We start from the raw sequence: 16,540 nt of genomic DNA on the forward strand, positions 1-16,540 counted from the left end.
TGACGCTCGACCCGATCCTCATCTCAATCGGTCCGGCAGCGACCTTCGGAAAAACTCTGAAACTGCCGAGCCTTTGAACGAGTTGGTGTCCCGGGATTCAGCCAAACCCGAAGAAGTCGACGAGGACCGTTATCAGCGTGCTCTGCAATTTCTATACGACCGCATCAATTACGAGAAACTGGTCGACGGCGCATCTCGATTTCCGTTTCGATTAAAACGCATCGCTGACTTGATTGATCGCTTGGGATTGAGCCATTTCCTCGATCCGACTTGCGTAACCTCGGTAAGCGGGGCGATTGGGTCGGCCGTTCCAGTCACGCCACCGGGCCGGGTGACGGAGAGAGTGATTGACTCCATTCCCCTGATCCACATTGCGGGAACCAAGGGCAAGGGATCGACCGCAACCATGGTTTCCGCCGCATTGACCGCTGCGGGCATCCGGACTGGAACTTACACATCACCGCACCTGCATTCTCTCGAAGAACGGTTTCGAGTGGATGGGAAGCCGTGTTCTGCACGTGAATTGATTGAGTTGGTCGAATGCGTTCGCGAAGCGGCGGAACAGATGGCCAACGAATCAGTAGGCTCACCCACGTTTTTTGAACTGACCACGGCAATCTCGTTGTTGCACTTTCACCGTAGCGATTGCCAAGTCGTCGTCATCGAGGTCGGCTTGGGGGGGCGGCTAGATTGCACCAATGTGTGCCGACCTACGGTCTCGGTGATCACGTCGATCGGGCTCGATCATCAACATGTCCTCGGCGATACAAAAGAAGCCATCGCCGCAGAGAAAGCTGGGATCATCAAGGATGGCGTTCCCGTGATCAGTGGCGTGACGGAATCCGGTCCTGCTGAAGTGATCGAACGAATCTCACGTGAGCATTCTGCGCCGCTATATCAGCTTGGCCGCGACTTCGCCGTGACCGATGAACGCTGCGACGATTGGGGGTCCATCGTCAACTTTGATGGTCGTGATTGCTTTGAAGATTTGAATCAAGCGCAGCTTTCGCTCGAAGGGACCCACCAAGCTCGCAACGCATCTCTGGCCATCGCTGTCTTACAGACCTTTCAACGTCAAACTTCGATCGAGGTTCCTCAGGATGCCATTCGCACAGCGATGATGCGTTTGCGTTGCGATGGGCGATTAGATCGGTATCGGTTGCCTCGCGAAGTCACCGTCATCGTGGACGCCGCCCACAACGAAGATTCCGTCACTGCGCTTTGCCAAGCCGTCCAGAGGCGTCAATACAAAAAGCCGATCGCATTCGTTTTTGGCACCAGCGTCGATAAGTCGGCCGAACCTATGCTGCGACTCATCGGGGACCTTGCCAACTCGATCACGTTGACCCAGTTCAGTGGGAATCCAAGGTTTTGCCCAGTGGAATCCTTGCAGAAGAGAATGCCGGATGGCTATTCGGGTGAGTTGTTCATTCAGCCAGACGCCATGCAAGCGTGTCGAACGGCACTGGATAAAGTTCCCGATGCAGGCACGTTGATTGTTTGCGGTTCGTTCTTTTTGGCCGCTGAAGTGCGAGGCTATTTCGAGTCGCTTCAGATCTCGCCGAAACGTTAAGCGAAGAATTTGGTTAGCTCGACGACAGTGTGCCGAGCATGAGTTCGACGTCGCCAATGGGGAGACCGGTTTTCGTCGCGATCTCTTGCGAGCTATGTCCTTCACGTGACAACGCAGCGATTGTCTCTCGCCGGGCAATCGGTTCAGCAAGGTTCAATTGTTCGATGTGGGTGCCCGTCAATTCGGATGCTTTGGCAATCCGTTCGTCGAGTTGGTGGACCAAGACCTGGACGATTCCGATTCGCGAATCGAGTTCGGCTTTGAGCTCTCGTTGCAGATCGAACATCGCACCCTGCCACCGTTGAACGTCGACCGGGGCATTGGCTAGAGGAATAGCCGGGTCTTTGTGCTCACGTAGTTTCTTAAGCTCTTTGCTGGCGATGCGGTTATCCTCGTTGACTCGCTTCCGCGTTTTTAACTGACGTCTTGCCAGAACCCAGCCCAACATCAAGAAGCCCGCCACCATCCAAAGCTGCGCCTTCTGCATGTCGGCAAACAAAGTCAGCATGATGAGTCTCCTGTTCGGTGAAGGGAAATGAAGCGAAACTAACGGAACACCGCAATTCACCCTTTCGACATCTCGTTGCACCATAATCAAATGGTTGCCAAAAAAAGCGTATTAGCCGAAAATCAACGCTTGCGATGCTTTCCTCGGTTTTAACGACTCTATCGTTCGCAACGGATTCCCACTCTTGATTCGCATTCGTATTTGGCACGCCACCAGTTCACCCACCGAGGCCGGTTTGGTCGAACGGGCCTGTGAGTCGTACCTAAATGCAGACGAACGTGTGCGAGCCGACCGATTTCGTCAGCCGACCAGTCGCAACCAGCATGTCATTGGTCGAGGCATGGCACGACGTTTAATCGGTGAGCATGCCGGTATCGATCCAACACAGATACGTTTTGATCTTGAGCCCTACGGCAAACCTTTCGTTTGTGATCCGCCACAGGCTGTCCGGCCGTTCAATGTTGCTCACACGCACGGTCTCGTCCTCTGCGGACTCTTCGATACAAGCAGGATCGAAGAGGGGGCCGCAAAAGTCGATTCCCTCGATGTCGGCTCTGGCTACTTCGGTTCTGACCATGTCGGCTCTGACCATGTTAGCTCTGACCATGTAACGGACAGAATTAAGTTGGGCGTCGATGTTGAGGGGCTCGATCGACGGACCGATCCGGCGATCGCCGAGCGTTTTTTTTCGCAACCCGAGATTCGGTACCTGCAAACGCAACAAAGCGATCAATCGCGTCGAGTGGCGTTCTTGAGGATCTGGACGCTAAAGGAATCTTTCATCAAGGCGATCGGAACAGGCATGGCAACACCGCTCGCTGATTTTGCGTTTGAACACATCGATTCGGACCAACCCAGGATCCGTATGCTGAGTGACAAACTTGATCAGGGTGAAACTTGGCAGTTTCGTGTATTCGAGCCGCGACCGGGATACATCGCAGCGGCCGCCGTAACTATGGGTGAAAAAACTGCGGTACCGAACATGCTACTACACAGCTTTGATGAGTTGGTTGATTGCTAGTCAGTGTCGGTTTCGTTGGGGTCATGGCCACACATCAGTATCGTTTGCTCCCCGTCTGGCCACTGGGTCCAAACTCGAAATTGCATTTTGGCTTCTGACTCGACGCTTGCGATCAATGATTGCAACTCGGCGACGCGATCGGCAATCTCGCGGACTTGTTCGGCCAACCCATCATTGCGTTTCTGCTTGATGCGGATGATCTGCTTGCCTCTTGGACCGGCAATGCTATAGACATTGGAAAGTCGTTGAGCTTCACGACTGACCAAACCTGCCTGCATCGTCAATTGATTTGCGAATTGGTCCAGTAGTGGGCGTGAGACCGGTTGCCAAGCTTGGGAGGAATCCAGCCTTGCGGCATAGCGAATACGACACGTGGCCTTGCGTCCGAACTTGAACTCCAACCGCATCGCCAAGCTAACGCTCTCGCCATCAACGGGAACTAGCATCACCGAACCTTGGGCCTTGCGGATTTTGTCAGGTTCGATCATTTCGACCCAAGATTCCTCAACCTGTTCGGGCAGATCCAAACTCACCGACAAACGACTCACTCGCTGCAGGATTGGTGTCTTTAGATCCCACGTTGGTCGAACATCCATCTCGTCCAACGTGATCGACCATGCGTCGGCGTGAAGCATGGGACGTAAATAAATCTTCTCACCTAACTCTGTTTCAATCCGCCCGTTTTGCAATTGGCCCGAAAGCGGTGATTGCCGTCCGTCTTCCAACCATCGAAACGACAAGCCCTGGGATGTTGATTTCAATTCAGCGAGCGGCACGTCTTTTTTGGTGTCGTTGATCGTCCAAGTCTTTTCACCGACGGCGGCCACTTCAAGAGCGACATCGGTAGGGAATCCCAACGCCTTCACCGCCGATACAGTCTCGCTAATCAACGACCGTTCGTCTTGAGTGTCATTCGAATCGGGTAGTCGAGCGTATTGAATGGTCGCTCGTTGCGCAGGACTATCCTGAGTCTTCTGAGGCAACTCTTCGGGTTCAGAGAGTTCTGATTCGTCGTTGTCGCCACTCAAATTAAGTGATGTAGGAACATCGATGGAAAGATCGGAATCGCTCTCTTGCGACATTTCGGATGAACTATCCAAAGTGCTCGCCATGGGAACATGTTCCTGTTGAGGATCAGTAGCTAGAGGATCAGTGGCTTGAGGATCAGCGGCATCGGACGCATCGTCAGGCAACATTGGCATGAACTGATCGAGCGAGAACGAAGACTCTTCGCGGGCTGCGGTTTCCATATCCTTAAACTCGGCATCGCTGATCGATTCAAGCGTCTCGAGCTCGTTGGCGTCGAATGACTCGATTGCCAAGTCCAGCTCGCCACCGAAACCTTGGTATTGGTTTCGACTCTGGTTTTGACCACCACCGTTGGGGCTTGTGGAAGGAAAGCTGGATCCTGACGACGATAAGACGCCAGAATTGCTGGAAGCTACCGAGAAGGGGTTAGAGGGCGGCAACGTTCCTTGATCACTGACTTCGACAACTTCACCGCCACTTTGGGCAAACAAAATCCAGCCGACGGCACCGATGCAACCAGCCAAGCCGGCGGCGATTAACACGTTTTGCAGGCGGGTTGATTGAGGCTTTGCGTTATTCAGCGAGACGCTGCCATCGTCATTTTTACGGTCGTGTTTCGCGTCGACGCTTTTCCTGAAATTGACAGACCGCGGTGTCACGTCGTTCAGCCGCGCGTTGTCCTCGATGGGGATCTCGCCGGGTTGCTCAAAAGACGCACCTCGGATGCTTTGCTCGAACGTCGCGACGGCTTGTTCTATGGTCAGCTCGTCGGAAGTGGCTGTGGCAGCGGGTTCGCGAAGCCAGTGAAGTTGTCCCGATTCGGAGAATCCCAGGTCTGCGAGTGATACGCGAGCGGGAACTAATCCAATGGAGGTTAGCAGTTCACGGTACTGATCTCGCCATGCATCAGCGATGTCGGGGGGAGGACTGCCGAGGCGATCGAGCAGCGACTCGAGGCTCTCGCTCATTTGAGTTTCATGCAGTGCGTTTGTCGGCACGGAATCGCTTTGCGGAGCAAGCAATTTGGCGGATTGCTCGTTGAGCAATAACGAGCTGGCTTGTTCCAACGAGATTTCTCCCGCTTGAATGCGTTGCAACGTTTCTTCGATGGTTTGGCGATCGAGCACTGGATTTGCTAGGCGAGGCGCACAAGTCGATGGGGTAAGGAAGCCGCGGGAGAGGTCAATTTAGCGGTTTTCGGCATCCACGTGTACTTAATTTCAGTTCTGCGATTCGTCTGCCCGCAAAGTTTTCCTACGCCGATCCAGTGGAATAACCAAACCTTGGGGTCGGATCGTGCCGATAAGTCCGCTTGAAGCGGTTGTTCTTGCGGTCGCGGAGGTGCGGATTTTGTCTTTTCCGAAGACGGTTCACGCCAACATCGAACGCGAGAAACAGCCACGTGAAGGAGCCCGACCAGACCGGCCCACCAGCCAGGCGGAATAGTCCGCGGAGACGTTTGCGATGCAACGAATGACTCAAATGAATAAACTTCCACTATGGATTGCCGCACTCGCGTCAGTCGTCGCTTTCCACGCCGGCAATGTCACGGCTGAACCTCCAAGGGCTCAGATCGCAGACATAGACTTTGAAGCCAGCGGATTCGTGATCCCAGCGGGGGCTTCCGAGTTCACGCATGGACTCGTCAGTAATCCAGTTCAGCAGGCTGGCATGACCATGCCGCAATCGTATGGGGTCGGACAAACGACACCGATTCCTACGGCGATGTATCCCCAAGGTAACATTGCCCAGGTTGGCTACTTCAGTTCTTCTTGTGACGACGGCGGTTGCGATACCGGCGGCTGCGATAGCGGTTGTGGCTGTGGCGCAAGTCACGGTCCCTTGTTCAGTGGACAGTGGCTCGGCTGTAACGGACCCATTCAAGACTGTGAACCGATCCTTAGTGGCGGTTTGATCGGCAAAATGAATGGTAGTTGCAGAATGGGTGGTCCCTGTGGATCATGCGGCGGCGCGTGTGGCGGATCTGGCTGCCAAGCGGCGGCTGGTGGAGCTGGGCTTTCTGGCCTCCGGCACATGTGTCTGTTTTGCCGCGGTGATGGTTGCTCGGCGTGTCAGTTGGCAAACCCCGCAGCCTTCACAAGCATCTTCACCTTCTTGAAGCCATACTCCGAAGGTGGCAAGTGCCAACAACGTTGGTATGACATCTCAGCCGAAGCATTGGTCTTGGGACACAATTCCCCAGGCAGCAACTTGGGCGTTGTCACCACGCGTGATTCTCAGGCCAACGCGGTTCCCGTGCTCTTTGGTGGAGCAGGAACTGACGCAGACCTTGAAGCTGGTGTGCGATTGTCGGGGGCTCTGATCTTCGGCCCAGGCGGCAGCTTCGAAGGAACTTACATGGGTGGCCATGAGTGGACCGACTCGAGAACCGTTACTGATCCGGGTGCCAACCTGTACTCGTTCGTCAGCAACTTTGGTGATGATCCTCCAGGAATTGGCTATGACGACACAGACCGATCCGTTTCTCAAACGATCGCTTCAAGCAGCAAGTTCCATAGTGGCGAACTGAATTACCGTCGCCGCACGATGGGCCCCTACTGCCGCTTTCAAGGCTCTTGGTTGGCTGGCCTTCGCTACCTGCGTTTCGACAACGGATTGCGATACTCCGCCGTGGGCGACACCACCAACGCAACGACCGGACTGCTGCGATACTTTGAATCTGATGGAATGGCCAAGAACGATTTCTTCGGTGCTCAGCTAGGCTTTGACCTTTGGTACCACGTGATTCCGGGGATTAGCCTAGGAGTCGAGGCCAAGGGAGCTTGGGGACAAAACGACTACGAAACGTCCAGCATCTACCGATCCAACTCACTTGCCAATCAAGCAACCGCCGGTCAATTGACGCTGACCGACAAGGATCGTGACATCACAACCATGGCCGAGTTGCAGTTCGCAATGTCGTACCGGTTGTCTCACTCGTGGGCATTCCGATCGTCTTACTATCTGATTGCCATGGACGATGTTGCGACCACGACGCTTGATCGCGACACCATCATCGCCGTTGTCGACAACGACCCGGCAACTCAAACGTCGGGGACGTCGGTCACATTCGACTCACTCGTCTTGAATGGTTTCTCATTGGGTGCCGAGTACACCTGGTAATGACCTAACCAACCGCAAAAGTTGCCGTTGATCGGCAGTGCACTTGCGTTCACATGAAGTCGAATCCCCGCTCCCACGCCTCTTATCGAGGACGTTGGAGCGGGGATTTTCGTTGGTTTACGACGGTTTACGCGATTTGATTGGTTGGATGGGAACTTTGGGCCATTACCTTGCATCGGAACCAATGCGTTTCGTTGACACCCTTAGAGCCCCAATTAGAATCGCACTCGCCTCTTTCCCAACCGCGCCATCTTTCCTCCTCGGCTTCGCCGGTTTGAAAATGGTGTGGTGAAATGGCGAACGACTGGGACCGATTTGGCCGATGGTAGGAAATAGCCCTATTTGCCATTTGTTCCCAATTGTCGCATTTCGCCAACTAGTGGACCTGCTGGCACGACGAAACGGCGACCTTATCCCCATCCAGCACAACTCAGCCCAAATCGGCAATCTCTGTTTAGTCTCGGTCAAGGCGACAGATGTTATTGCTTAGTTTGGTAGAGACATTCGATGACAAAACGAACTGAATCGAACGCACAACGATCCCTTCGCAAACCAACCGAGCGATCGCATAAGCGACGGTTGATGATGGAAGATCTCGAGAGTCGTCAATTGATGGCGGTGCTCACCGACGTTCCTGATCAGCCCGCGTCTAGCAACCTTCCGGTGTACAGCACGCCGCGAAACGTTGGCAGCGTGATTGCGTTCAACTACGTCGAAGTTGAAAACCAAGCAACGCTTGGTTCAAACGACTTTCGTTCAACCGCCGAGTTCATTCCATTTGGCACTGGATCTGGTAAGCAGGACACAGTCGACATTTCCGGTCGCAGTCCGGTAACCAATGTCTCGACCAACAATAGTGGTTTTCAAACGGATTTTGATACCTATAGCTTTGATCTCGTGGCCGGCGACATCATTGATATCGCAACGTCTGGGGCCGCAGGCGAGTTTGCTATTCAAGGACCTTACGGTCCAACAGGTTTGCCACTGCCTGGCCAACCGGCTTTGACCACATCGTTTGCAAGTAGCAACTTGGTGGGCGGTTTGTCCTCGCCATTGCAAACGACCGGAAACGCGTCAGGTACGTTCGTGACGCCTCAAGACGGTCGGTATTTCTTGACCGTTGCAGCGGCAACTCAAACAACGTCGTATACCGTTGGACTGCGTGCCTATCGTCCGACGACCGAATCGTTGGCCTATGGCGATGCACAAATCTTGTATCTCGATTGGGAAGGTGGCTTCGTTGACAACAATCTCTTCCTTGACCCGACAACAGTAGGACTGCCCAACTTTGGGATCACGATTGTTCCTACGATCGAAGAGTCGCTCGGTGTTCTCGGCTTAGAAGCTGGTGACGTCGCAACGGCAAACGCAGTCGCCACTGGCGTCTACGATGAAGTGGTCGAAATCTTTGAAGAACTGACCAACAACTCAGCCAACGGAGACTTTGAGGTCACTGGAAACGCGGGTGAGTACGCGATTCGGATCCTTAACAGTCGCGACGCGGCGCATCGTCAGTGGTACGAACTCAATGCGAATGACCCACGCATCACCCGTATGATCATTGGTGGAACGGGAGCCGATACAGGACTGGTCGGTGCCCTGGGGCAAGTGGATTTTGTGGACGTCGGAAACTTTGACCTGTCGCAAACGGCGCTGTTTGCGTTGGATGGATTTGTTGCAGCTACTGCTGGCACTGTGATCTCCCCCGCCTCTAGCCGACTTGATTTGACCACTCAATTCCTGGCATCCGTGGCTGCTCACGAAGCGGCGCACATGTTCGGTATGATTCATACCAACAACACCAACACGACTCTGAGCTTGGGTGACACCGGTGGTGGTCTGACGGACGCGTTTGCCCAAGGTTTGGGCAACGACGGGATCTTTGGAACGTTAGACGACGTTCAGCCGATCTTCCGCAATGATTTTTATGCTGATCCAACCATTCGTGCCGGGTTCAGTCGAATTCGCGAAACTCTCACTCATGTGCTCTCCACTGGTACCACAGGTGGTACCAATGTTGCGGGAACGGTTTTCGGTGACTTGAATCGTGACGGACGAAACGTCGGCGAAACAGGAATCCCAGGCATCACTGTCTTCATCGACCGCGATGGCGATGGAGTGTTTGACGATAACGAGGTATCCACGCTCACTAATTCGACGGGTGGTTTCACATTGCCTGTGACTGCGGCGGGTGCGACGATCGCTATCGTCACGCCGGATGGCACTTCGGCAACGACAGCAACTTCCGTTACGGTTTCGGGAACGAACCCACAACCGATTAGCTTTGGCTTAAGCCAAAGTGGTACCGGTTCGACCAACTTGGGAACCGTCTACGTTGATTCCAACGGAAACGACGTGGCTGATACCGGCGAAGGAGTAGCTGACGTCTTTGTGTTTGCTGACCTTGATGGGGATGGGCGACCTGACCTTGGTGAACCCAATACGCGAACCAACGCCGACGGTACCTACAACCTGAATTTCCAAGGCACTGGAAGCTTCGATATCCGTTTGATCGTGCCTGCCGGATACGGTTTTGACACACCAAGCGACGGAATCAATACCGTCGTCTTTGACGGAACCAGTGTTTCCGGCACGGGCGATTTCATCCTTCGAGCTTCTCGCGACTTTGGTGATGCGCTGGAATCTTACGGAACTCTGCTTGCCGACAATGGGGCCAGTCACGGGATTGTCGAAGGACTTTCGATCGGCACACTTCCTGATCGCGAAACCAATGGTCAACCTTCAGCCGATGCTTCGGGCGACGATACCGCGGGCACGGACGATGAAGATGGCGTTCGACTACTGACACCGTTGGGCCCTGGAAACCTGGGCACTTTCGAAGTGATCGTGAATAACACCACCGGACGACCTGCGTACTTGCAAGGGTTCATGGACTTCAATGCCGATGGTGACTTCAGTGATGCCGGCGAGCAGTTTGCCGTTAACGTCAGTGTCGCATCGAGCACGTCTTCGCAAACCGTCTCGGTGCCAATTTCCGTTCCTGCCAACGCGGCGATCGGTTCCACCTTCGCTCGGTTCCGTCTGAGCCAAACCACGGGTGTCGGCGCAACCGGATTTGCTGAAACCGGTGAAGTAGAAGATTACACGTTCCCGATTTTGACCGCTGCTGAAATCGCAAACGACGATGAAGTCAGTGTCTCACGCAATACATTGTCCAATCGCCTGGATATCCTTGCTAACGATTTCGATACGACGGAAAACCCGCTTCGTATCGAAAGCATTGACCGGACGAACCTGCGAGGTGTGGTTGTGATCGCATCCGATGGCAAGTCAATTGACTACACTCCGCCGAATGGTTTCGTCGGACGTGACAGTTTCACCTACACCGTTGTCGACTCCTTCGGGACACGCTCGACCGCAGAAGTGTTTGTCACCGTGACGTTCCAATCGAATGTTCCGATCGCAGTGGACGATTCCTTCGAGGTGCCTGAGGGCAGCGTGAATCGAGCACTGAACGTCCTCGACAACGACGTCGCCAGCACTCAGGGCGGACTGATCATCACGAGCGTGACTCCGGGATCTGCCGGCGCGAATATTCAAATCATTGGTGGCGGACAATCACTTCGCTACACGCCGGTTCCTGGATTTAACGGTACCGAACAGTTCACCTACAGCATCCAAGATACAGCGGGCCAAATTAGCACTGCCGAGGTCACCGTCAACTTGTTGCCCGGCACACGGGCTGACGACATCGTCGATTTCCAAATCGGTGTCTTCGATCCGGTGAACATCAACACTCCACTTACCAACGTACGAGTGGGCGATGAATTCTTAGTTCGTGTTACTGTGGAAGATCTTCGCCAGTTGGCGGCACCCGAGGGAGTCGCGTCGGCGTTCTTAGACTTGCTCTACACCGATGCCTTGGTGGCGGTTTCCAACACGGGCCTCAATCCATCATTCCCATTCGATATCACGTTTGGACCACTGTTCTCGGGAAGTGAGAACTTCCTGCAACGTGCGAATGCCGACACACCCGGACTGCTCGACGAAGTGGGCGGTGTCCAGCCAATCACTGATCAAACCGAGCACACCGGGCCCGTGGAATTGTTCACGCTTCGAATGGTCGCATTGTCACCGGGCGTTGCCCAGTTTATTGGTGACCCAGCGGACGCCGACGTCAGCGAGACCGTGATCCTGGCATCGGATGATGCTCTGCTGGTCAACGAACAACGCTACGGACGAGCTGAATTGATCATCTTGCCCGCATCGGACAACTTCACTTCGGCAATCGACGATTCGTTCCCCGACGGACGAGACTCCGATGGAAACCTGATCGTTAACAGTGCCGTCAATCGCAATCGGTTGGACGTATTGGGCAACGATAATCTCGGTCCTACCGGTACGATTCGCGAGTTTGGTTTGGTAACCAACCCGTCATTCGGCACCGTGATCATCGAAGACAACGGCACGCCGGATAACCTTAACGATGACTACTTCAGCTACCGTGCCAACGGAAACGCGAATGGTCTTGAACGTTTCACTTATCTGATCGTGACGGAAGACGACGTCCGCAGCACTGCCGAAGTCACCATACCGCTGGGTAATGTGAACAATAACGCGGTCGTTGCCATTGATTTCGCACTGGTGAACGAAGCTGGCACACCCATCACTAGCGTGTCCGTTGGCGATACCTTTGGTGTTCAGGTCAACGTTGAGGACTTGCGAACGTTTGGATCGACCTTTGTGTTCGCGGGTTACCTCGATGTGCTTTACAGCTCTGGGCTGATCATGCCTGTGCCGGGGGATTCGGGAAGCGAATTCAATTTCGATGTCGACTTCGGAGCCGGTTACGTTGCTGACGCTGGCGTCGGAACTGCGATTCGTCGTGGTATCATTGATGAGTTCGGTACACTTTCGTCGGCGGATACCGTTGACGATGGAGTCAATCCCGCACTTCTGGCTACCCTGTACTTCGAAGCGATCGCGTCAGGAACGGCAACTGTTGTCGGTTCACCTGCCGATTCATCGCCATTCCAAGATACGTTGCTGTTCGGCGAAGATGAGCCCATTGAAGTTAGCCAGATTCGCTACGACAAACTTTCGATCACCATCGGCGGAGGATCGGGCGAAGGCGAAGCTGTGCAAAACCCAGTGCTTGCTCCAGACGTCAATAACGACGGCTCTGTGTCGCCAATCGACGCGCTTCTCATCATTAACGAAATGAGCCGTCTGCCAGCCGAAGGCGAAGCCGGCAGTAGCACACGTAGCAGTTACTTCACCGATGTGAACGGTGACCGACGCACATCGGCGATCGACGCGTTGCAGGTGATCAATTATCTCACCCGAATGAACAACTCACGTGAGTCCGAGGGCGAGGCGATTGTGGCACCGCTTGCGGCATCGACATCGACTGATTTGGGTTCGACCGTGGCCAGCGACAGCATTTTCACGGACCTCAGCCAGTCCGACCAAGTGCTATCAACGGACTCGCCATCTGTGGCGGCATCGTTGGGACCCGTAGTCGCCAGCACGGACTCTAGCATCAGTGACGATGACGAGACTGACATCCTAGATCTGTTGGCCGACGACGTTCAAGGTTTGTGGAATTAGACTCGCAAACGACTGAGTAATCCGTAGCCAAAATAGCGTTGGCTGACGGACTTGCGAAAATTGTCGTTCGACGCGATACTCTTGCCCAACAGGCCGAAGTGGCGGAATTGGCAGACGCGCTGGATTCAAAATCCAGTTGGTTCACACCAGTGAGGGTTCGAGTCCCTCCTTCGGTACTTGTTACAACAAAAGGACTTAGAGCAGCCGCTCTAAGTCCTTTTTTCGTAGGGGCTTGAGGTTGGTTGCATGTTGCATGTTGCTCGGGCCTCGGGGCTCGATGGCTGATCGCCACGAGGGCTCGGCGGACGGTTCTCGGATGCATCGCAAGTCAACCTGCGCGAGGACATGGCCAACACGGGGCGAGAGATTGCCGAGTGTGCAGAATCCCATTGGCGTTCCGCTTGTCGATTTAGGTAGGCTGGAGCGGCTGGCTGAGCGGAATACCCCAGTTTCACGGTATGGGGTTCATCAAGCATCGCTTCACTCAAACCAAAATTTCCATGCCTATTCGTCGTTTGCTAATAGCGCCCGTCGTCCATCGCCTATTGGTGGTGTGGATATTGGTATGCAGTTTCACCCAATGCCAGGCCCAGGAACCTCCGGCCAAGCCCGCTAAAGCGCAGCCTCAGGGAAAGCCACGGTATTGGACGACTCACTGGTCCTTGGACAATATCAACGTCGGAAAGTTGGCCGATCGGCTGGAGATGATCGGAATTGAAACCGGTCTGGATCTCGAGGGCGAAGTCAGTGTCGAGTTCGAAGTGGGCGTCCCCCTAACCTCTTTGCGAGACGCTGCGGCGTACCGATTTGATGGCACGCTGACGAGTTCATCTTTGGTGGTCGATGGTGTCCAGTTTCAAAACCTAAGCACCAACATTGCCTACCGTGATGGGATTGCCACACTACGTGAACTGAAGTCAGAAGTGATTGATCGAACGGCCGCGCGCAAGGTACCCGGGGCAATTCGCGGAAGCGGAACAGCAGAGCTTGTTCCGCGAGGAAAGATCGACGCGAATAGTGAGGTGACCGACGTGTCGCTCGCCCCAATAAGCGATTTGATCTCAAAGCTGACGGGACAGGTCGATGAAGACGCACTGTCCGACGGCACGCTATCGGGCAACATCAGCGTGAGCGTGCCACTAGACACCCTCAATCAAATCGAAACCTATCAACTCACCGGATCATTCCAGGGAAAAGGATTGAAAGTTCCGGGGTTGCCGACCGCAGACTTCGATGCCAAGGAAGTTCAGATTGCCGACGAAATTCTATTCATTAACGATTTTGATTTGGTCGCGGTCAATCAGGTTAGTGGTTCTCGAGTCGGCATATCCAAAAGCAATAATGGTGACAGTCCGACGTCAACGCTTGCCGGGCTAGCGGACGTTGCCGGGGCAATTCGCGTACGAGGCAAGGGACAAGTCCCCTTATCGGGCGTAGGCGAATTCCAGTTTGAAATGACAGGCGACGATGTTCCAGCGGAGTCTCTCGTTGAGATCGCCTCTCGTTCGTCGCTCGCAGATTCTCAAACTGAAACCGGTTCAAACGTCGCGTCAGGGAAGTTCGACTTTCGCGTTCTCGGCTCAGGAAAGTTGAACAACGAGATCAAAGATTCAACTTGGGAGATCCGCGGTTTAGTCGCTTCACCAAGGCTTCGAGTTGCCGGAATTAATCTCGGGACGATTGAGCACGACATAGAGCTGACACCTGAGAAGTTCACCGTCGTTCCCAGGCGGAACGAAGCCGATTTGCCGAAGTCGTTTCGGCTTGGTCGTCTTCAGGCATTCTACGCTATCACTGCTGATCAATTGGACCTTCGTTCGCTCGATGCATCGGTGTTTGGAGGCGAAATTCATGGTTCTGCGCAAATTCCATTCGCGACTGAAGGAACGCTTTCGTTGACAGGATCCGTATCGGATGTTGCACCCAAGTTGACGGTGCCGATCGCGGGACGCAACGTCGACCTTTCAGTCGTCCTGGTTGGCGAAGTGGATTGGCAAGTTCCCCTTAATGCGCTCGATCAACCCGTCTCGCACCAAGGAAATGCCAAGTTGTCGATGAAGCAGGTGCGATTGGGCGAAGCCGAGATGGGTGATTTGACCGTTGATGTGACCGCACGATCCGGTCGCATTGCACTCGTCGCTCAAGGAGAAGTTTTTGATGGGAAGTTCAGCATCGATACCATTGCCGAGATGCAGGCTGCGGATCGCTGGCCTGACCTGACACGACGGTTCGCGAAAACGGAATTCACATTTGACGGTATGTCTTTGGGAAGACTGCTGAGCGTCACGTCTGCGGCGCGCAGCGACTTAGCGGGAACAGTGTCAGGTGTTATTACGGTCTTAGCAGCGAAGGACCAGAACGATCAGACTCGACTTCCGGATGCTGACGTTCAACTGGAACTTCGTGAAGTTAGTCATCGCTCTGCGTTGTTGTCACGTTCCGCTCGCCTACGTGGAAAAGTCAGAAACAACATTTTCGAGCTAGAGTCACTCGTTGGGTCTTACGCTGGAGGCACGGCAAGAGCGACGGGGCGGGTGTACTTGGTTGATTCGAGCCAGAAGATTCATCCTCGATCTGACCTTTGGATATCGGCCAATCGAATTGTGTTAGATCGTGGTCTCTGGTTTCTGGGGGACGTCGCGGAAGACTACCGCGGTCGAGGATCGTTAACGGCAACGGTGAATGGGTATCAGGAATCTGTTCGCGTTCGAGGCAGCGCCAATGGAACTGACTTATCTCTTTTTGGACTGCCGCTGGGAAAAGCACATAGTGGAATCGCGGCGGACGCTAATTTGACTCAAATGAGTTGGACGCTGCGTTTCCCTTCGGTTCGGTCCACGCAAGGTGGCGGACAGGTTCAAGGTGAGCTTGCGTTATCCTCGACGCGTCGCGGCGGCCGTGGCGTGGATCTTGAAAGTCGCTGGAGAACGCGGCGAGTGGATTTTTCTAAACTCACCAAGCAACTCGGACGGTCTTCGTCGTTCGCTCAAGGTGAGTTAACAGGCGACCTAACACTTAACGGGAAATCAATTCAGTCACTTGACGACTTGAGAGGACGATTCGCTTTTCAACTCGGTCAGACACGCGGTGCGTCAATTCCGGGACTCGTGGGTGTCTCGCAGTTCCTCGGTCCGATTTCGTTGGTGAACCAAACTTTCGATGTTGGTGAAGTGAACGGAGTCATCGGTGGCGGTGCAATCACGATTGACGAGTTTTGGATTGGGTCGGACACGGCGCTGGTGCAAGCAGATGGAAAAGTGTTTATCCGCAGCGGACGTATGGACTTGAATGCGTTGATCGCGACAGGCGACTATCGAGACATCGCGGCCGATTTCTCGCAGCTAGCGAGACGGTATGCACTGCGGTCGTTGCTTCCCACTTCGGCAATACTGGACATTACCGAGCTGCTACGAGATCGCACCTTGGTGGTTCGCGTCATAGGTACGGTCCAAGATCCAATCGTTCGTGTGCAACCCATTGATACGTTTCGCGAGGAGGCTGCTCGGTTCCTGCTAAGAGAGGGCCAACGGCTGATTGTCGCTGGTGTGACCGCCGGGGCTGCGAGCGAACTCGACATGAAGTGAGCTGTGTGTTTCACAACCGCTTGCAGTTTTCTAGTCGTTCCGATTGTGACGGTCCTGACTGTCGCATCGCATATGTCTTATAAGCCACGCTAAGCGTGTCGCGCGCGCCGATTATTCGTGTAGGAAGGATT

The 16,540-nt window shown here is 54.3% G+C and carries 7 protein-coding genes and 1 tRNA gene; 6 read left to right on the forward strand and 2 right to left on the reverse strand.

Annotated features, from left to right (window positions below; all coding sequences use genetic code 11):
- Window positions 1–85: 85 nt before the first annotated feature.
- The gene (locus tag Pla22_RS06650; protein ID WP_165440547.1) at window positions 86–1,573 is read left to right on the forward strand and encodes a bifunctional folylpolyglutamate synthase/dihydrofolate synthase; all 1,488 of its coding nucleotides are present in this window, start codon (window positions 86–88) and stop codon (window positions 1,571–1,573) included.
- A 13-nt stretch (window positions 1,574–1,586) separates the two neighbouring features.
- Here the strand turns inward: Pla22_RS06650 and Pla22_RS25490 are convergent, their stop codons facing one another.
- The gene (locus Pla22_RS25490) at window positions 1,587–2,081 is read right to left on the reverse strand and encodes a hypothetical protein (RefSeq protein WP_207310309.1); all 495 of its coding nucleotides are present in this window, start codon (window positions 2,079–2,081) and stop codon (window positions 1,587–1,589) included.
- A gap of 184 nt (window positions 2,082–2,265) precedes the next feature.
- On the opposite strand from Pla22_RS25490, the gene Pla22_RS06660 reads away from it, so the two are divergent.
- Window positions 2,266–3,102: a 4'-phosphopantetheinyl transferase family protein gene (locus tag Pla22_RS06660; protein ID WP_242631841.1), complete on the forward strand. Its 837-nt coding sequence runs from the start codon at window positions 2,266–2,268 to the stop codon at window positions 3,100–3,102.
- Here Pla22_RS06660 and Pla22_RS06665 read toward each other — a convergent pair.
- The gene (locus Pla22_RS06665; RefSeq protein ID WP_146513917.1) at window positions 3,099–5,258 is read right to left on the reverse strand and encodes a hypothetical protein; all 2,160 of its coding nucleotides are present in this window, start codon (window positions 5,256–5,258) and stop codon (window positions 3,099–3,101) included. The two genes, Pla22_RS06660 and Pla22_RS06665, sit on opposite strands and share 4 nt — an antisense overlap.
- A 355-nt stretch (window positions 5,259–5,613) precedes the next feature.
- On the opposite strand from Pla22_RS06665, the gene Pla22_RS06670 reads away from it, so the two are divergent.
- The 4 genes from Pla22_RS06670 to Pla22_RS06685 all read left to right on the forward strand — a co-directional run bounded on the left by Pla22_RS06670 (window position 5,614) and on the right by Pla22_RS06685 (window position 16,409).
- Window positions 5,614–7,254, forward strand: a complete 1,641-nt coding sequence (locus tag Pla22_RS06670) for a BBP7 family outer membrane beta-barrel protein (RefSeq protein WP_165440548.1) — start codon at window positions 5,614–5,616, stop codon at window positions 7,252–7,254.
- A gap of 507 nt (window positions 7,255–7,761) precedes the next feature.
- Complete coding sequence (locus tag Pla22_RS06675; RefSeq protein ID WP_146513919.1) at window positions 7,762–12,825, forward strand: Ig-like domain-containing protein; 5,064 nt, start codon at window positions 7,762–7,764, stop codon at window positions 12,823–12,825.
- 92 nt (window positions 12,826–12,917) lie between these two features.
- Window positions 12,918–13,001, forward strand: a tRNA-Leu gene (locus Pla22_RS06680).
- A gap of 324 nt (window positions 13,002–13,325) precedes the next feature.
- Entirely contained in the window at window positions 13,326–16,409 is a 3,084-nt protein-coding gene (locus Pla22_RS06685) for an AsmA-like C-terminal region-containing protein (protein WP_146513920.1), read from the forward strand.
- The last annotated feature ends 131 nt before the right edge of the window (window positions 16,410–16,540 follow it).

Source organism: Rubripirellula amarantea (genome assembly GCF_007859865.1).
In the GTDB taxonomy this organism is placed as follows: Bacteria; Planctomycetota; Planctomycetia; order Pirellulales; family Pirellulaceae; genus Rubripirellula; species Rubripirellula amarantea.

Excerpts from the sequence above, each read along its gene's own strand:
- Pla22_RS25490 (WP_207310309.1), bottom strand. The coding sequence starts at position 2,081 with ATGCTGACTTTGTTTGCCGACATGCAGAAGGCGCAGCTTTGGATGGTG.
- Pla22_RS06670 (WP_165440548.1), top strand. The coding sequence starts at position 5,614 with ATGAATAAACTTCCACTATGGATTGCCGCACTCGCGTCAGTCGTCGCT.
- Pla22_RS06675 (WP_146513919.1), top strand. The coding sequence starts at position 7,762 with ATGACAAAACGAACTGAATCGAACGCACAACGATCCCTTCGCAAACCA.
- Pla22_RS06685 (WP_146513920.1), top strand. The coding sequence starts at position 13,326 with ATGCCTATTCGTCGTTTGCTAATAGCGCCCGTCGTCCATCGCCTATTG.